The 17,289-nt window shown below is 71.8% G+C and carries 19 protein-coding genes; 3 read left to right on the top strand and 16 right to left on the bottom strand.

Annotated features, from left to right (window positions below; translation table 11 throughout):
- Both FV230_RS12975 and FV230_RS12980 read right to left on the bottom strand, forming a co-directional pair.
- A partial coding sequence (locus FV230_RS12975; protein WP_147842688.1) for an FtsX-like permease family protein occupies positions 1-1,386 on the bottom strand: 1,386 nt, incomplete at its 3' end.
- The gene (locus tag FV230_RS12980; RefSeq protein WP_147842689.1) at positions 1,386-2,078 is read right to left on the bottom strand and encodes an ABC transporter ATP-binding protein; all 693 of its coding nucleotides are present in this window, start codon (positions 2,076-2,078) and stop codon (positions 1,386-1,388) included. The genes FV230_RS12980 and FV230_RS12975, both read right to left, overlap by 1 nt.
- A gap of 207 nt (positions 2,079-2,285) precedes the next feature.
- Here FV230_RS12980 and FV230_RS12985 point away from each other — a divergent pair, with 207 nt between their 5' ends.
- Together FV230_RS12985 and thpR are read left to right on the top strand one after the other, a co-directional pair.
- Positions 2,286-2,936 carry an arylesterase gene (locus tag FV230_RS12985; protein ID WP_147842690.1) on the top strand — a complete coding sequence of 217 codons (651 nt, stop codon included), beginning with the start codon at positions 2,286-2,288 and terminating at the stop codon, positions 2,934-2,936.
- A gap of 2 nt (positions 2,937-2,938) precedes the next feature.
- Positions 2,939-3,478, top strand: coding sequence for an RNA 2',3'-cyclic phosphodiesterase (gene thpR / locus FV230_RS12990; RefSeq protein ID WP_147842691.1), 540 nt, complete (start codon positions 2,939-2,941; stop codon positions 3,476-3,478).
- An 8-nt stretch (positions 3,479-3,486) separates the two neighbouring features.
- On the opposite strand, the gene coaA is transcribed toward thpR, so the two are convergent.
- From coaA to FV230_RS13060, 14 genes are all read right to left on the bottom strand, one after another.
- Entirely contained in the window at positions 3,487-4,497 is a 1,011-nt protein-coding gene (gene coaA / locus FV230_RS12995; protein ID WP_147725797.1) for a type I pantothenate kinase, read from the bottom strand.
- Positions 4,494-4,817, bottom strand: coding sequence for a phosphoribosyl-ATP diphosphatase (locus FV230_RS13000; RefSeq protein WP_147725798.1), 324 nt, complete (start codon positions 4,815-4,817; stop codon positions 4,494-4,496). Before FV230_RS13000 ends, coaA begins: the two co-directional genes overlap by 4 nt.
- Positions 4,818-5,008: 191 nt before the next feature.
- Positions 5,009-5,785, bottom strand: a complete 777-nt coding sequence (gene hisF / locus FV230_RS13005) for an imidazole glycerol phosphate synthase subunit HisF (RefSeq protein WP_147725799.1) — start codon at positions 5,783-5,785, stop codon at positions 5,009-5,011.
- An 11-nt stretch (positions 5,786-5,796) separates the two neighbouring features.
- The gene (locus FV230_RS13010) at positions 5,797-6,282 is read right to left on the bottom strand and encodes a DUF29 domain-containing protein (protein WP_147725800.1); all 486 of its coding nucleotides are present in this window, start codon (positions 6,280-6,282) and stop codon (positions 5,797-5,799) included.
- Positions 6,283-6,319: 37 nt separating this feature from the next.
- Positions 6,320-7,066 (bottom strand): 1-(5-phosphoribosyl)-5-[(5-phosphoribosylamino)methylideneamino]imidazole-4-carboxamide isomerase, encoded by a 747-nt coding sequence (hisA, locus tag FV230_RS13015; protein WP_147842692.1) that lies wholly within the window; start codon positions 7,064-7,066, stop codon positions 6,320-6,322.
- A 44-nt stretch (positions 7,067-7,110) separates the two neighbouring features.
- Positions 7,111-7,773 (bottom strand): imidazole glycerol phosphate synthase subunit HisH, encoded by a 663-nt coding sequence (hisH, locus tag FV230_RS13020; protein ID WP_147725802.1) that lies wholly within the window; start codon positions 7,771-7,773, stop codon positions 7,111-7,113.
- A 22-nt stretch (positions 7,774-7,795) separates the two neighbouring features.
- A complete protein-coding gene (locus FV230_RS13025; RefSeq protein WP_147725814.1) occupies positions 7,796-8,275 on the bottom strand; it encodes a DUF2628 domain-containing protein in 480 nt (159 codons plus the stop codon).
- 87 nt (positions 8,276-8,362) lie between these two features.
- Positions 8,363-8,950, bottom strand: a complete 588-nt coding sequence (gene hisB / locus FV230_RS13030; RefSeq protein ID WP_147842693.1) for an imidazoleglycerol-phosphate dehydratase HisB — start codon at positions 8,948-8,950, stop codon at positions 8,363-8,365.
- Positions 8,951-9,038: 88 nt separating this feature from the next.
- Positions 9,039-9,914 (bottom strand): S-methyl-5'-thioadenosine phosphorylase, encoded by an 876-nt coding sequence (locus FV230_RS13035; RefSeq protein WP_147725804.1) that lies wholly within the window; start codon positions 9,912-9,914, stop codon positions 9,039-9,041.
- 262 nt (positions 9,915-10,176) lie between these two features.
- On the bottom strand, positions 10,177-11,088 hold the full coding sequence (locus FV230_RS13040; RefSeq protein ID WP_147725805.1) for a cytochrome c1: 912 nt from the start codon (positions 11,086-11,088) through the stop codon (positions 10,177-10,179).
- Between the two features lie 20 nt (positions 11,089-11,108).
- Positions 11,109-12,395, bottom strand: a complete 1,287-nt coding sequence (locus FV230_RS13045) for a cytochrome b N-terminal domain-containing protein (protein ID WP_147725806.1) — start codon at positions 12,393-12,395, stop codon at positions 11,109-11,111.
- A gap of 17 nt (positions 12,396-12,412) precedes the next feature.
- Entirely contained in the window at positions 12,413-12,985 is a 573-nt protein-coding gene (gene petA, locus FV230_RS13050; protein ID WP_147842694.1) for a ubiquinol-cytochrome c reductase iron-sulfur subunit, read from the bottom strand.
- 214 nt (positions 12,986-13,199) lie between these two features.
- Positions 13,200-14,636 carry an MATE family efflux transporter gene (locus tag FV230_RS13055; RefSeq protein WP_147842695.1) on the bottom strand — a complete coding sequence of 479 codons (1,437 nt, stop codon included), beginning with the start codon at positions 14,634-14,636 and terminating at the stop codon, positions 13,200-13,202.
- Positions 14,637-14,734: 98 nt separating this feature from the next.
- The gene (locus tag FV230_RS13060; protein WP_147842696.1) at positions 14,735-16,618 is read right to left on the bottom strand and encodes an ABC transporter ATP-binding protein; all 1,884 of its coding nucleotides are present in this window, start codon (positions 16,616-16,618) and stop codon (positions 14,735-14,737) included.
- Between the two features lie 168 nt (positions 16,619-16,786).
- Between FV230_RS13060 and FV230_RS13065 the strand changes: the two genes are divergently transcribed.
- On the top strand, positions 16,787-17,248 hold the full coding sequence (locus tag FV230_RS13065) for a tRNA (cytidine(34)-2'-O)-methyltransferase (RefSeq protein WP_147842697.1): 462 nt from the start codon (positions 16,787-16,789) through the stop codon (positions 17,246-17,248).
- Positions 17,249-17,289: the final 41 nt, after the last annotated feature.

The following is a 17,289-nucleotide window of genomic DNA, read 5'->3' on the forward strand; positions in this document are numbered from 1 at the left end:
CGCCATCACGCCGACCGCGACCAGCCGCAGCAGGCCGAAGGCGAGGCCGGCGGCGGCGATGAAGATCAGCGCCACGCGCCGGTCGAAGGCGGTGCCGACGGCGAGCCCCACCAGGGCGGCGAGCGCCAGCGCCAGGATCGCCCGGTAGCGCGGGCGGATGCCGCTGGCGGCTGGGTCGACGGTGTCGCGAAACAGCCCCGAGACCGGAACGTCGTGGGCGCGCCCCAGGGGCGTGATCGCGAAGGCCAGGGCCGTGAGGAGCCCGTAGGCCGCCGCCTGGAGCAGCTCGAGGGGCGCCAGCGTCGGGTTCAGCGGCAGGGGCAGGCTGTCTTGGAACAGCGCGTCGAGGGCGAAGGGCAGCGCGGCGCCCACAGTGAGCCCGATCGCCGTGCCGAGCCCGGCGATCAGCATCACCTGCGTCAGGTACAGGGCGACGACCTTCGAGCCCGGCGCACCGACGCTCTTCAGGGTCGCGATCGAGGGGCGCTTGCGCTCGACGAAGGCGTTGACGGCGTTGGCGACGCCGACCCCGCCGACGATCAGCGCGGTGAGGCCGACCAGCGTCAGGAACTGGGTGAATCGCTCGATGCTCTTGGAGAACCGCGGGTCGGCGTTGGTGCGCGCCCGCATCTCCCAGCCGGCCTGCGGGGCGGCCGTTGCGATCCGGGCGGCGGCGGCGTCGAGGCCCGCATCGTCGGCGCCGGGCAGCAGCAGCCGGTAGCTCCAGCGGTTGAGGCTTCCCGGCTGGACCAGGCCGGTGCGGCGCAGCGCACCCTGCGACACGATCAGCCGCGGCCCGAAGCCGATGCCGCCGGCGATCTTGTCGGGCTCCGAGACGAGGGTCGCGCGGATGGCGAAGGGCCGGCCGGCGAGCGTGATCCGGTCGCCGACCTTGAGGTCGAGGCGGGTCAGCAGCGCCGGGTCGGCGAGCGCGCCGTCGATCCCGTCACGCTCGGCCAGCAGGTCGGCGAGGGGCGCCTGCGGCTCGGTGACGAGCTCTCCGGCGGTCGGGTAGCCGGCATCGACCGCCTTCAGCTCGACCAGCGCCGCGCCCTCGCCCGCCACCGCCATGGCGCGGAGCGAGGCGACCACGTCGACACGCCCCTGCGCGTCGAGCACCGCGCGCTCCGGCTCCGTCGCCTCGCGGTTGATCAGGCTGTAGCTGAGGTCGCCGCCGAGGATGCGCTTGCCCTCGCGGCCGAGCCCGTCCGACAGCGAGCGCGAGATCGAGGCGACCCCGGCGATCGCCGCGACGCCGAGCGCGATGCAGGCGAGGAACACGGCGAAGCCGCGCAAGCCCCCGCGGAGCTCGCGCAGCGCGAGGCGCAGGGTCAGCGGCAGGCGCGAGGCGGGCGTCGGCCGGGGTTGGGAGAGGGTGCCGTGCATCAGGCCGCCACCGGCTCCTCGATCCGCCCCGAGCGCAGGCGCACCGTACGATCGCAGAGGCGGGCGAGCCCCGGATCGTGGGTGACGAGGACGAGCGTCGCGCCGCGGTCGCGCTTCAGCGCGAACAGCAGGTCGACGATCTGGCGGCCGGTCGCCTCGTCGAGATTGCCCGTCGGCTCGTCGGCGACCAGGATCGCCGGGTCCGGTGCCACGGCGCGGGCGATGGCGACGCGCTGCTGCTCGCCGCCCGAGAGCTGAGCCGGGTAGTGGTGCAGCCGGTGGCCGAGGCCGACGGCTTCGAGCTCCCGCCGGGCGCGGGCATGGGCGTCCGGCTTGTCGGCCAGCTCCAGCGGCAGGGCGACGTTCTCCAGGGCGGTCATCGTCGGGACGAGGTGGAAGGCCTGGAACACGATGCCGATCCGCCGGCCGCGGAAGCGCGCGAGCGCGTCCTCGTCGAGGGCGCCGAGGTCGGTGTCCTCGATCCGGATCGCGCCGGCATCGGGCCGCTCGAGGCCCGCCATCACCATCAGCAGGGTCGACTTGCCGGAGCCCGACGGCCCGACGAGGCCGACCGCCTCGCCGCGGCCGACGTCGAGCGAGATGCCGCGCAGCACATGGACGCGGGCGGCCCCCCGCCCGAGGCTGAGGTCGATGCCAGAGAGAGCGATGGCTGGCGTCCCGAACGCGGACATGGCAGGCGAGGTCTTGCCGGAAGAGGGGTTGTCGGCGGTCACGGTCGAGCCGATCTGTGGCGGATGGCGAACATGCGGGACGGAGATCACGGTTGGCGGACGAACGTTCGGTGCGCTCCGGCACGACCCGTGCCGGGCGATGCGCGCGGGCCCGATATGGCGAGCGCGACGGAGCCACGCCATGATGGCCGGCGCAGGGCGGCGCTGATGGCGCTCTTTGCCGCAGCGGGGCTGGTCCTGTCGATGGCGGGCCTCGCGCCGGCCAAGGCGGATCCGAAGCCCGAATCGAAGCCGATCCGGCTCGTCGCGCTCGGCGACAGCCTCACCGCGGGCTACCGCCTTCCGGCGAGCTCCGCCTTCCCGGCGGTGCTGGAGCGGGCGCTCGCGGCGAAAGGCCGGACGGTGACGGTCGCCAATGCCGGCGTCTCGGGCGAGACCGCCACCAACGGCCTCGACCGGGTCGACTGGTCGGTGCCCGACGGCACCGACGGGGTGATCCTGGAGCTCGGCGCCAACGACATGCTGCGCGGCACCGATCCCGCCGTGACGCGGAAGGCGCTGGAGGCGATCGTGACGCGGCTGAAGGCGCGCGGCATCCCGGTGCTGCTCGCCGGCATGCGGGCCTCGACCAACCTCGGGCCCGACTACGTCGCGCGCTTCGACGCGATCTACCCGGATCTCGCCCGGACCTACGACCTCGTGCTGTACCCGTTCTTCATGGCCGGCATGGTCGGCGACCGCGCCTACACCCTCGACGACGGGCTCCACCCGAACGCCAAGGGCGTCGACGTGATCGTGGCCGGCATCCTGCCCTTGGTCGAGACCTTCCTCGGGCGGCTCCCGGCCGGGGCTCGTTAGCGATGCCGCGCCTGTTCACGGCGCTCGGCCTCCCGCCTGAGATCGCCGCCGGGCTGGCGCCGTTCCGCGGCGGCCTGCAGGGCGCACGCTGGATCGAGCCGTCGGATCACCACGTCACCCTGCGCTTCCTCGGCAACGTGCCGGTCGCGCTTGCCGAGGACGCGGTCGAGGCGCTGTCGGAGATGCGGGCGCGGCCGGCGCTCGAGGTGGTGCTGGACGGCCTCTCGGTGTTCGGCGGCGACAAGCCGCGCGCGCTGCTCGCCAGCGTCGCCGCCAACGCCGATCTGATGGACCTCCAGGCCGAGCAGGAGCGCCTGATCCGCCGGGCGGGCGCCGAGCCGGAACGGCGCAGGTTCGTGCCGCACGTGACGCTGGCGCGCCTGCGCCGCGAGGCCACGCCCGAGGCGGTGGCGATGTACCTGTCGCAGGCGCCGATCTTCACGCCGCTGCGCTTTTCCGCGACGCAGGTGGTGCTGTACTCGGCGCGCGACTCGACCGGGGGCGGGCCCTATGTCGCGGAGGCGGCGTTTCCGTTCGCCTGAGCGGGGTCCTACAACCGCCGCAGCGCGACGCTCTCGATGCGGTGGCTCGCGCCCTTGGCCAGGATCAGGCTGGCGCGCTGGCGGGTCGGCAGGATGTTGTCGCGCAGGTTCGGCAGGTTGATCGTCGTCCACAGCCGGTCGGCGATGGCGAGCGCTTCCGATTCGGGCACCTCGGCGTACTTGCGGAAATACGAGCGGGGGTCGCGGAACGCGGTCTGCCGCAGGCGCATGAAGCGCATCACGTACCAGCGGTGCAGATCGTCCTCGTGCCCGTCGAGGTAGATCGAGAAGTCGAAGAAGTCGGAGACGAACGGAATCGCGGTGCCGTCGCGCGGTAGGCGGGCCGGCTGCAGCACGTTCAGGCCCTCGACGATCAGGATGTCGGGGCTCTCGACCACCCGCTCCTCGCCGTCCACCCGGTCGTAGACGAGGTGCGAGTAGAGCGGAGCGGTGACGCGCTTCCGGCCCGATTTCACGTCGTGCAGGAACTGCAGCAGGGCGGCGGTGTCGTAGCTCTCGGGAAATCCCTTCCGGTCCATGATGCCCTGCGCGGCGAGCGCGGCGTTCGGCAGCAGGAACCCGTCGGTGGTGACGAGGTCGACCTTCGGGGTGTTCGGCCAGCGCGCGAGCAGCGCGGCGAGCACGCGGGCCGTGGTCGACTTGCCCACCGCCACCGATCCGGCGAGCCCGATGATGTAGGGCGCCTTGGTCTCGCGCTCGGCCATCAGGAAGCGCTGGGTCGCCTTGAACAGGCCCTGGCTCGCCGCGACGTAGAGCGCGAGCAGCCGCGACAGCGGCAGGTAGATCGCGACCACCTCCTCCACCGAGATCGGGTCGTTCAGCGATTGCAGGCGCTCGATGTCCTCCTGCGTCAGCGTCAGCGGCGTGTCGGCGCGCAGCTGCGCCCAGGATTCGCGGCTGAACAGGCGGTAGGGCGACAGCCGCTCCGACCCGTCGCCGGTGACCGGGTTCTGCCCCGTCACCGGGGTCTGGCCGGCGGCGAGCGCGGCCGCCTTCATGCCGGCGGCCTCGACGCCTTCTCGGCGATGCCGCTCTGCGCCGTGCGGCGCTCCAGCTCCGCCATCACCGCGGAGAGCTCGACGCCGCCGGCGCGCAGCAGCACCACGAGGTGGTAGAGCACGTCCGCCGCCTCGTTGGTCAGCCCGGTCTTGTCGCCCTGCACCGCGGCGATGGCGGCCTCCACCGCCTCCTCGCCGAGCTTCTTGGCGGCCTTGGCCGGGCCGCCCGCGAGCAGCTTGGCCGTGTACGATTGGTCGGGCGCGGTGCCGGCGCGGCTCGCCACCAGGCGGGCGAGGTCGTCGAGGGTGTAGGCGGACATAGAGGACCCGTGCGGCAGGGTTCGGAAACGACGATGCCGTCGCCGGAACCTGCGTCAACGGCGGGCGCCGGGCAAGACGGGAGCCGGCACAGCAGCGCCTCGCCACCCGCATTTGCGCGACGGGCGGGTGGAATTGTCGGAAAAATGGTGCCGGATCCGGCCGCGGCCCCCGGCGTCTTCCCGATCTCGGGTCAGGCGTCCAGCCGCATCGCGAGGCCGGCCGCCGCCATGTGCGCCTTGGCCTCGGCGACGCTGGCTTCCCCGAAATGGAAGATCGAGGCCGCGAGCACCGCGCTGGCATGGCCTTCGGCGACGCCGGCCACGAGGTCGTCGAGCCCGCCGACGCCGCCCGAGGCGATCACCGGCACGGTCACCGCGTCGGCGACGGCGCGGATCAGCGCGAGGTCGTAGCCCGAGCGCGTCCCGTCCCGGTCCATGGAGGTGACGAGCAATTCGCCCGCTCCCTTGGCCGCCACCGTGCGGGCGAAGGCGATCGCGTCGAGGCCGGTGGGGGTGCGGCCGCCATGGGTGAAGATCTGCCACGCGTCCGGCTCGCCCGGCGCGGAGGTGCGCTTGGCGTCGATCGCCACCACGACGCATTGCGCGCCGAACTTCTCGGCGGCCCGAGCGACGAGGTCGGGATCGTTCACGGCCGCGGTGTTGATCGCGACCTTGTCGGCGCCGGCGAGCAGCAGCGCGCGCACGTCCGCCACCGCGCGCACGCCGCCGCCGACGGTGAGCGGCATGAAGCAGGCCTCCGCCGTGCGGCTCACCACGTCGAGCAGGGTGCCGCGCGCCTCGTGGCTCGCGGTGATGTCGAGGAAGCAGAGCTCGTCGGCCCCGGCCGCGTCGTAGGCCTTGGCCGCCTCGACCGGATCGCCCGCGTCGCGCAGCTCGAGGAACTTCACGCCCTTGACGACGCGGCCGTCCTTGACGTCGAGGCAGGGGATGATGCGGGTCTTGAGCACGCTGGGAGCCTTCAGGCGGTCGTGTCGTCGGGGTCGATCGCGAAGGGACGCGTGAGCATCTCGTCGTGGGTGTAGGGGCAGGTCTCGGGAAAGGTCTTCAGCGGAAGGCCGGTCTCGTCAGCCGCTTCGAGACGGGCGCGGCGGTAGGCGCGTTCCATCGCTTCCACCCGACGGCTCTTCAGGCCGGGACTGTCCGCCAGCTCGTCGGCCGCAGCCACCCGATGCGTCGCGATCGAGATCACCCAGCTTCGCGTCCGTCGCGATGGCTGGTGATCCCACTTGAGCATATGCAGCAGGACGATGCGCCACGCGCCGACGAGGCTGCTGAACTGGCTGCGACCCAAGCTCTCGATCTCCTCGGCGAGGTTCTCCCGATCGAGGCCGGTCAGGTCGCCCGCCCGGAGGCGTGCCCCCTGCTCCTGCGTCCAGGTGTAGAAGTCGTCCGCGTAGGCCGTCCCGGTCTCGGCCGGTCGCGCCGCCTTCGCCGAAGCCGTCATCGCCGCCTCCCGGCAAACCCTTGACCGGGCGAGCCTATCACGAAGTGCCGCCTCCGCGCGCCGCCCTGATCGCGAACAGCGCTGCGCGCGGGTCGATGCGGCCGTCGTAGAGGGCGCGCCCCGTGATCGCACCGGCCAGCATCGCGCAGTCGGGCTCGAGCAGGCGGTGCACGTCCTCGATCGAGGCGAGGCCGCCCGACGCGATCACCGGGATGCTCACGGCTTCGGCGAGCGCCACCGTCATCTCGATGTTGAGGCCCTTCAGGATGCCGTCGCGGGCGATGTCGGTGTAGATGATCGCCGAGACGCCGGCATCCTCGAACCGGCGGCCGAGGTCCTCGGCGGTCATGCTCGAGGTCTCGGCCCAGCCCGCCACCGCGACGCGCCCGTCCTTGGCGTCGATGCCCACCGCGATCCTGCCGGGATGGCGCCGCGCCGCCTCGTGGACGAAGGCCGGGTCGCGCACGGCCGCCGTGCCGATGATTACCCGTGCGACGCCCTTCTCGAGCCAGCCCTCCAGCGTGCGCATCTCGCGGATGCCGCCCCCGAGCTGCACCGGGATGTCGACCTGGGCGAGGATCGCGTCGACGGCGGCCGCGTTCATCGGCGCCCCGGCGAAGGCACCGTCGAGGTCGACCACGTGGAGCCAGGAGAAGCCCTGCTCGGCGAAGGCCCGGGCCTGCGCCGCCGGGTCGTCGTTGAACACCACGGCCTGGGCCATGTCGCCCTGCACGAGGCGGACGCAGTGTCCTTCCTTGAGATCGATGGCCGGATACAGGATCACGCGGACGCTCGTTTCTTCTGGTCGTTCGACGGAGGGCGCGGCGGTTACGGCCGCCAGCGCAGAAAGTTCGCAAGCAGGGCCAGCCCGAGATGCTGGCTCTTCTCCGGGTGGAACTGGGTGCCGGCGAGGTTGTCGCGCGCCACCATCGCGGTGACGGGACCGCCGTAGGCCGCCTCGGCGACGACCTCGTCCGGGCGATCCGCCTTCAGGGCGAAGCTGTGCACGAAGTAGGCGTGCAGCCCGTCCGGCCCGGTGCGGATGCCGTCGAGCAGCGGATGGTCGCGGGACGGCGTCAGGGTGTTCCAGCCCATGTGCGGGATCTTGAGCGTGGGGTCGGACGGCCGGATCGGGCCGACGTCGCCGGAGATCCAGCCGAGGCCTTCCGTGGTCTCGTATTCGAGGCCGCGCGTTCCCATCAGCTGCATGCCGACGCAGATGCCGAGGAAGGGACGCCCCGACCCGATGGCGGCATCGGTCATCGCCGCCACGAGGCCGGGGACGGCGTCGAGCCCGCGGCGGCAATCGGCGTAGGCGCCGACCCCGGGGAGCACGATCCGGTCGGCGCGCGCGACCGCGTCCGGATCGCCGGTGACGACGATGCGGGTCTCCGGCAGCCCGGCCTCGCGGGCCGCCCGCTCGAAGGCCTTGGCCGCCGAGTGCAGGTTGCCCGACCCGTAATCGATGATCGCGACGGTCTCGGCGCTCACGGTCGTTGTTCCTCGAAGACGCTCACCGGCCGCCCTGCGCGGGAAACAGGCCGATCACAGGCTCGGCCGCGCGGTTGCCCGCGAACGCGGTCGAGGCCCGGACGGTCGGCGCGGGGGCGGGGTCGAGCCAGCGCGTCATCGCCTTGGCTTCGGCCTCGTCGGCGTTGAAGGCCACCACCGCGTCGCGCGCCGGCCGGCCGTTGCGGGCGAGCGTCCAGCGCCGGAGCGAGGACGCCTCGAGCCCGATCAGCACCAGGACCAGCAGCGTGATCGCGGTGCCGGCGGCGGGCGACAGGCCGAGGCCGTAGCCGACGAGCGCGGTGGCGCCCAGCCCGGCCAGCACCAGCAGGGCTGCGAGCCAGAGGCGGTGATAGAGGAACCACAGCACCGAGAAGGCGAAGGCCGCCCACGAGAACCCGTCCGGCACCAGCTGCGCCCGGTCGAGGTCGTGCGCCTCGCCGGAGCGGGCCTCGTGCGGCAGATGGAGCGTGTAGCTGCGCATCCTCATGGCGACCCCTTCCCTTTCCTGTCGGCCGAACGCCGGAGGCGGCTGCGCGAGCCCGCCGCGACGGCCGTCCGCGATCCTCGCCTAGAGCGAACCCTTGGTCGAGGGAACGCGTCCCTCCTCGCGGGGATCGACCGCGACGGCCTTCCGCAAGGCGCGGGCCAGCCCCTTGAAGCAGCTCTCGGCGATGTGATGGGCGTTGTCGCCGTAGAGCGTCTCGACGTGGAGCGTGATGCCGGCGTTCATGGCGAAGGCCTGGAACCACTCGCGCACCAGCTCGGTGTCGAAGGCACCGATCTTCTCGACGCGGAAGGCGGTGCGGAACACCAGGAACGGCCTGCCCGAGATGTCGATCGCGACCCGGCTCAACGTCTCGTCCATCGGCATGTGGATGTCGGCGTAGCGGGCGATGCCGCGCTTGTCGCCGAGCGCCTTCGCGAAGGCCTGGCCGAGCGCGATGCCGCAATCCTCCACCGTGTGGTGCTGGTCGACGTGCAGGTCGCCGGTCACCCGCGCCTCGACGTCGAACAGGCCGTGCCGGGCGAACAGCTCGAGCATGTGGTCGAGGAAGCCGACCCCGGTGGCGATCCCGGCCTTGCCGGTGCCGTCGAGGTCGATCGAGACCGACACGTCGGTCTCCGCCGTCTTCCGGCTGATGCTGGCGCTGCGCATGGTCTTCGTGGGTGTTCGTTCGCCGGGCCGATGCGGCCGGCTTTCGTGCGTTCTAGTGCGGAAGCCGTCGCCGGGGGAAGGGCTCGGCTCAATCCTTGAGCACGCGCCCCGCCACCGCGTCGAGCTTGGCCAGCAGGTCCGGGTCGCGGTGGGACGGCGCTGTCATGATCGCGCCGTCGAGCGCCCGGTGCGAGCCGGCCGGGCAATCCTCGCGGGTCGCGGGCAGGTCGCGGGCGAGCCGCGCCACGAGGCGGGCGGCCTTGTCGGCGTTGGCCCGCGCCACCGCGACGACCGAGGCCACGTCGACCGCGTCGTGGCCTGGATGCCAGCAGTCGAAATCTGTGACCATCGCGATGGTGGCGTAGGTGATCTCGGCCTCGCGGGCGAGCTTGGCCTCGGGCATGTTGGTCATGCCGATCACGTCGAACCCTTGCGCCTTGTAGCTCTTCGATTCGGCGAGCGAGGAGAATTGCGGCCCCTCCATGCAGACGTAGGTGCCGCCGCGATGCACGGCGATCCCCTCCGCCTCCGCCGCGTTCGCGATGCGCTTCTGCAGGTTCGGGCCGACCGGGTGGGCGAGCGAGACGTGGGCAACGCAGCCGTTGCCGAAGAACGAGGACGCGCGCCCCACCGTCCGGTCGACGAACTGGTCGACGAGCACGAACAGGCCCGGATGCAGCTCGTTGCGGAACGAGCCGCAGGCCGACAGCGCGACGAGGTCGGTGACGCCGGCCCGCTTCAGCGCGTCGATGTTGGCGCGGTAGTCGATGCCGGACGGGGAGAGGCGGTGCCCGCGGCCGTGGCGGGCCAGGAACACCACCTTGGTGTCCCCGATGCGCCCGATCCGCAGGGCGTCGGACGGCTCGCCCCAGGGCGACGCCACCCGCTCCTCGCGCACGTCCTCGAGCCCCGGCAGGTCGTAGACCCCCGACCCGCCCATCACACCGAGCACCGCTGCCGTCATGTCGATCGTCCGTTGTCGAAGGTGGCGCGTAGGAGCCGCTGCGGGGCTCCCTCTCCATGGGGAGAGGGGTGGGGTGAGGGGCGTGACCTCTCCGGACGGCGCACGCCCCCCATCCTGTCCTTCTCCCCCCGGGGGAAGGGACCCGCGCAGGTCTCGGCGAGGTCGAGATCTCCGCGTCCCGCTATCACGAACTGCGCGCGCGGCAAAAATGCGAACGGGCCCCGCGAGGGGCCCGTTCGGTCGTCCGTGGATCGATCGGGCGTCAACCCGCCTTGTGCAGCTCGGGCTGGAGACCGTGGACCTCGCCGCCGACGTCGGCCCAGACCCGCTTCTTGACGTAGTACAGCAGCCCCGAGAGCAGGATCAGGAACAGAATCACCCGGAAGCCGAGCGCCTTGCGCGCCATCATGTGCGGCTCGGCGGCCCAGGCCATGAAGGCCGCCACGTCGCGGGTGTACTGGTCGACCGTCTCCGGCACGACCGGCTGGCCGGCCTCGTTCTTCGGGTAGGTCACCTGGCCGTCGCTGATCGGGTTCGGCATCGCGATCAGGTGGCCGGGATAGTACTTGTTGTAGTGCACGCCGTCCGGCACGTCGGTGCCCTTCGGGGGCTCCTCGTAGCCGTTCAGCACCGCGTGGATGTAGTCCACGCCCTGCTCGGAATAGCCGACGAAGGGCAGCGCGTCGGTGATGAACCACGGGAAGCCGCGCTCGAAGGTGCGGGCCTTGGCCAGCACCGAGAAGTCCGGCGGCGCCTTGCCGCCGTTGGCCGCCGCCGCCGCCTGGTCGTTCGGGAAGGGCGGCGGGAACTTGTCGGCCGGGCGGCCGGGTCGCTCGAACATCTCGCCGGCGTCGTTCGGGCCGTCCTTGACCTGGTAGGTCGCGGCGAGCGCCTTGACCTGGCTCTCCGAGAAGTCGGGACCGCCCTCCTCCGCGAGGTTGCGGAAGTCCACGAGCTTCATCGAGTGGCAGGCGGAGCAGACCTCCTTGTAGACCTGGAACCCGCGCTGGAGCTGCGCCTGGTCGAAGCGGCCGAACACGCCGGCGTAGCTCCACTGGAGGCGGGGCGGCTGGTTGCCGCCATGCGCGTCCTCGGCGGAGGCCGCCGAGGAGCCCAGCGGGGCGCCGAGGGAGAGCGCCAGCAGGGAGGCGGCGAGAAGGCTCGAGAGTTTCATCGTCGGTTCCGGTCCTGCCCTCAGCCCTTGGTCGTCGGCGCCGCGGCGGCGCCCGCCGGCAGCCCGGACCCGCTCACCTGCTTGCCCGGCCCGGTCACGCTCTCCAGGATCGACCCGGGCAGCGCCTTCGGCGTCTCGATCAGGCCGACGATCGGCATCACGAGGAGGAAGTGGGCGAAGTAGTAGAAGGTGCAGATCTGCGAGGCGATGACGTAGCCGCCTTCCGGCGGCTTGGCGCCGAGCCAGCCGAGGATGACCGTGACCGCCAGGAACAGCCAGAAGAACTGGCGGTAGATCGGCCGGTAGTTGCACGAGCGCACCCGCGAGGTGTCGAGCCACGGCGCAAGCGCGAGGATCAGCACCGCCGAGAACATCAGGATCACGCCGCCGAGCTTCGACGGCACCGCGCGCAGGATCGCGTAGAACGGCAGGAAGTACCATTCGGGCACGATGTGGGCCGGGGTCACGGCGGGGTTGGCCGGGACGTAGTTGTCGGCGTGGCCGAGATAGTTCGGCTGGTAGAAGATGAACCACGCGAACAGGATCATGAACACCACGGTGGCGAACACGTCCTTGATCGTGGCGTAGGGGGTGAAGGGCACCGCGTCCTTCGAGGACTTGATCGGGATGCCGGTCGGGTTGTTCTGGCCGGTGACGTGCAGCGCCCAGACGTGGAGCACCACGACGCCGGCGATCATCCACGGCAGCAGGTAGTGCAGCGAGAAGAAGCGGTTGATCGTCGGGTTGCCGACCGAGTATCCGCCCCAGAGCAGGCTCTGGATGGTGTCGCCGACCACGGGGATCGCCGCGAGGATGTTGGTGATGACGGTCGCCCCCCAGAAGCTCATCTGGCCCCAGGGCAGGGTGTAGCCGAGGAAGGCGGTGGCCATCATCAGGAGGTAGATGATCACGCCGAGGATGTAGAGCACCTCGCGCGGGGCCTTGTACGACCCGTAATACAGCGCCCGGAAGATGTGCACGTAGACCGCGACGAAGAACATCGACGCGCCGTTGGCGTGGGCGTAGCGCAGCAGCCAGCCGTAGTTCACGTCGCGCATGATGTGCTCGACGGAGTTGAACGCCTGGGTCGCCGAGGGCTCGTAGTGCATCGCGAGCCAGACGCCGGTGACGATCTGGATGCCGAGGAAGGCGATCAGGATCGCGCCGAAGGTCCAGAAGTAGTTCAGGTTGCGCGGCACCGGGAAGGCGACGAACGACGAGTGCACCAGCCCGACGATCGGCAGGCGGGCCTCGAACCACTTCGCGAGGCGGCTCTTGGGGACGTAGGCGTTGGCGTGAGCGCTCATGGGCGGTCCCTCGTGTCTCAGGCCGCGGCCTTGGCTTCCTCGCCGATGCGGATCTTCGCGTCGGTCTGGAAGGAATAGGGCGGGATCGGAAGGTTGATCGGGGCGGGGCCGCGGCGGACGCGGCCGACCGCGTCGAACTGCGAGCCGTGGCAGGGGCAGGCCCAGCCCTCGAAGTTGCCCTGGTGGCCGATCGGCACGCATCCGAGATGGGTGCAGTTGCCGTAGACCACGAGCCACTGGTCGTGGCCCTTCTTCACCCGCGTGCCGAAGGGAGCCGGATCGGAGAGCTGGCTCTCCGGGATCGCCTTCATGTCCGTCACCTCCTTCTCGGTGAGCTTGCGGACGAAGATCAGCTTGCCGCGCCAGAACACGTTGATGATCTGGCCGTCGGTGATCGGGGCGAGGTCGACGTCGATCGGCGCGCCGGCGGCGATGGTGGCGGCGTCCGGCGCCATCGAGGCGACGAAGGGCCAGGCGACGGCGCCGACGCCGACGGCGGCGCCCGCGCCGGTGGCCAGGTACAGGAAGTCGCGGCGGGTTCCGTCCGGGGCGGCGGTGCCGGTGGACGCGGCGGCGGAGGTGTTCGCCAAGGTCGTCAATCTCCCAGTGTGCCGTCGCCCGATCTCGTGGCGTCGGGCAGGTCGGCGGAGCGCTCCCGGGCGGATGGGAATCCGATCTCGCCCGCCGCGTCGGACCGCCCGTGCGGAGCGGACCAGAGCATCATCGTTCTAATCTGTGCAATGCGACCGCACGTCGCCCGAAGTCAAGCCAAGCTGTGCCGGAGGACGACACGGATCGGGTTTCCTATCGCGCGGGCGGCCCGGCGGGCCCGGGCCTGCGGTCCCGAAGCGCGGTCAGGCGGCGCCAGCGGGCGGTGAGCAGGATCGCGACGACGAACAGGCCGGCGCAGAAGCCGAGCCAGATCCCGTAGCCCTGCAGCCCCGCCCCCCAGGCGAGCGCCGCGCCGGCGGGCACGCCGATGCCCCAGTAGCCGCCGACGGCGATCAGCATCGGCACCTTCGTATCTTGCAGGCCGCGCAGCATCCCGAGGGCGACGGACTGGACCCCGTCGGCCACCGCGAACAGCGCCGCGAAGCCGAGGAAGCCGACCGCGTAGGGCATCACCGCGGCGTTGGCGGGTGCCTCGACGTCGAGGAACAGCCCGATCAGCAGGCGCGGCGCGCCGAGCTGGAGGCTGGCGCAGGCCGCCATGAAGCCGAAGCCGAGCGCCAGCGCGACGCGGCCGGCGAGCCGCACGCCCTGCGGGTCGTGCGCGCCGTGCCGCAGGCCGACGCGCACGGTGGCGCCCTGCGCGACCCCGTTCGGGACCATGAAGCAGAGCGCCGCGATCTGGATCGCCACCGCGTGCGCGGCGAGCTGGGCCGCGCCGAACAGCCCCATGCCGAGCACCGCCGCCTCGAACAGGCCGGCTTCCGCGAGCCCCGTCCCCGCCATCGGCAGGCCGAGGCGGAACAGGGCCGAGAGGCGCTTCGCATCGAAGCGCCAGACCCGGTGCAGCAGCCGGTACCGGCGCAGGCCGCGGTCGCGCAGGATCACCGCGACGAGCACGAGGAGGGTGAAGAACGCGGCGCAGGTGGTGGCGATGCCGACCCCGACCAGCCCCATGCCGAGGCGTCCGGGGCCCTCGAAGGCGAGCCAGACCGCGAGGCCGATATTGACCGGCAGCGCCATCAGGCTGGCGGCGAGCGGCCAGCTCGGGCGCTCCAGCGCCGCGAAGGTGCCGCGCAGCACCATGAACAGCAGGGCCGGCCACATCGCCCATTCCAGCGCGCGCATGTAGCGGCCGGCATCCTCGGCCAGCGCCGGCGGCTCGCCGATCGCTTCCAGCAGCGCCCGCGTGTGCCACAGCCCGAGCATCAGCGGGATCGCGACGAGGGTCGCGGCCCAGAACCCTGCCCGCACGAGGCGGCGCACGGCGTCCGAATCGGTGCGGTCGCGCCCGAGCGCCTCCGCGATCAGGGGCGCCACCGCCGAGGTCAGGCCGATGCCGCAGATGAACAGGATGAAGTACAGGCTGGTGGCCAGCGTCGCCGCCGCGAGCTCGGGCGCGCCCAGGCGGCCGAGCATCACCGTGTCGGCGGTGATCAGCCCGTGCTGGGCGAGGTTGGTGAGGACGAGGGGCGCGGCGAGCGCGAGGGTCGCGCGCAGCTCCGCGATCCACGCTCGCCGGACGGGAGGCCGCCCCTCCCCGGCCGAGGCCGCGAGGCCGAATGCCGGCATGTCTTGGTCTTTCGATGATTTGGCCGGCGCGGCCGCCCATTTGAATGAAGAGAGGTCCTATGCCCTCCCCGTCATTCCGGGCTCTGGTTCCGCGCGTTCTACCCCGGCAACGCGTCGGAAATCCGACGGGGCTCGGGTTTGGGCGCCCGGTCGGGCAGGAAGCCGCCGGACTGGCGCTCCCACAATCGGGCGTAGAGGCCGGCGCGGCCGATCAGCTCGGCATGCGTCCCCTCCTCGACGATGCGGCCCTCGTCGATGACCACGAGGCGGTCGAGCGCCGCGATGGTCGAGAGCCGGTGGGCGATGGCGAGCACGGTCTTGCCCTGCATCAGGGTGTCAAGGCTCTCCTGGATCGCCGCCTCGACCTCCGAATCCAGCGCCGAGGTCGCCTCGTCGAGGATCAGCACCGGGGCGTCCTTGAGGATCACCCGGGCGATGGCGATGCGCTGGCGCTGGCCGCCCGAGAGCTTCACCCCGCGCTCGCCGACCTGGGCGTCGTAGCCGCGCCGCCCCTTGTGGTCGACGAGGTCGTGGATGAAGGCGTCGGCATGGGCGAGCTCGGCGGCGCGGGCGACCGCGTCCATGGTCGCGTCGGGGCGGCCGTAGGCGATGTTGTCGCGGATCGAGCGGTGCAGCAGCGAGGTGTCCTGGCTGACCATGGCGATGGCGCCCCGCAGCGAATCCTGCGTGACGCGCGCGATGTCCTGGCCGTCGACGGTGATGCGGCCGCTCTCGACGTCGTGCAGGCGCAGCAGCAGCGAGGTGATCGTGGTCTTGCCCGCGCCGCTGACGCCGACGAGCCCGACCTTCTCGCCGGCCCGGATGTGCAGCGACAGGTTCTCGATCACGTTGGCGTCGCCGCGGCCGTAATGGAAGCCGACGTTCTCGAAGCGGATGTCCCCGCCCGCGACCTTCAGCACGGCGGCGTCGGGCGCGTCGACGAGCCCGTGCGGACGGCTGATCGTCTGCATGCTCTCCTGGATCACGCCGACGTTCTCGAACACGCCGCGCACGGTCTGCATCACCCAGCCCGACATCGCGAGCAGGCGCAGCACCAGCGCGAGGCCGGCGGCGGCCTCGCCCGTGGTCATGCCGCCGCGCTGCCACAGCATCAGGCACAGGGCGCCGGTGGCGAGCAGCAGGGCGCTGTTGAGGATGCCGAGCAGGGTCGTCGTCAGCGTCACCAGCCGGAACTGGTGCAGGTAGGTCCGGGTGTTGCTGTCGATCGCCTCGCGCACGGCCGCGCGCTCCTCGCGGTCGCGGGCGAAGAGCTTGACGGTGAGGATGTTGGTGTAGCTGTCGACCACCCGCCCGACCAGCGCCGAGCGGGTCTCGGCGGTGCGGTGCGACCGCTCGCGCGCCCGCGGCACGAACCACGCCGTCAGCCCGGCATAGGCCGCGATCCAGGCCACCACCGGCAAGGCCAGCCACACCGAGATCGACGAGAACAGACCGACCGCGGTGATCGCGTAGATCGCCACGTAGAGCAGGGTGTCGATGAACACGACCGCGATCTCGCGCACCGCCGGGCCGACCTGGACGATGCGGTTGGCGAGGCGGCCGGCGAAGTCGCCCTGGAAGTACGAGAGCGAGTGGCCGAGCGTGTAGAGGTGGGTGCGCCAGCGGACCTGATTGGTGGTCTGCGGCACGATGAGCTGGTTCGAAGCGACCTCGTGCAGCCAGATCGTGGTCGGTCGCACCACCACGAGGAACAGCGCGGCGAGCGCCAGCGCGAGCCCATGATCCTGCAGCAGCGTCGTTCGGTCGGCGCCGTTCATCAGGTCGATGAACCAGCGCATCAGCAGGTAGAGCGAGGCCTCGACCGTGCCCGCCACCACCGCGATGACGAACAGGGCGGCGAGCGCGGCCCGCATCGGGCGCAGGTAGAACGCGGCGAAGCCGAGCACGGTCTTGGGGGGCATCCGCTCCGCGTCGAAGGGCGCGAACGGGTCGATGCGGCGCTCGAGCCAATCGAGGAACATGGTGTCACGGTGCTTTGCGTCGGGGAGGCGTGACCCTCATGTAAGCCCGCGGTCGTCCCGGCCAAGCGGGGAGCGATGCCGCAGCGCGTCGGGGCTGCCATGCGTCGGCACGGATCGGCCGTGCCGGCGTGGATTGGTCGGCGGCGCCGAAGCGGATATCCCCGGAGCATGCTCCGCCTCGCGCTCTACCAGCCCGACATCCCCCAGAACACCGGCACGCTGCTGCGCATGGCGGCCTGCCTCGGGCTCTCCGTCGAGATCGTCGAGCCGGCGGGCTTCGACGTGTCCGACCGTCACCTGCGCCGCTCGGGGCTCGACTACCTCGACCACGTCGCGATCACCCGGCACCGTTCCTGGGCGGCGTTCTCGGAATGGCGCCTCCAGGCGGGAATCCGCCTGGTGCTCGCCACCACCGCGGGCGCCCTGCCCTACACGGGCTTCGCCTTCCGCGACGGCGACTGCATCCTGATGGGCCGCGAATCGGCCGGCGTGCCCGAGGCGGTCCACGCCGCGGCCGACGCGCGGGTGGTGGTGCCGATCCGCGCCGGAATGCGCTCGCTCAACGTCGCGGTCGCCGCGGCGATGATCTGCGGCGAGGCGATCCGGCAGGGGGCCGGGCCGACGGCCTGAGGCGCCCGGCCCGCGCGCGCCCGACGGTGTCGCCGGGCGCC

This window comes from Methylobacterium sp. WL6 (assembly GCF_008040095.1).
Taxonomy (GTDB): Bacteria; Pseudomonadota; Alphaproteobacteria; order Rhizobiales; family Beijerinckiaceae; genus Methylobacterium.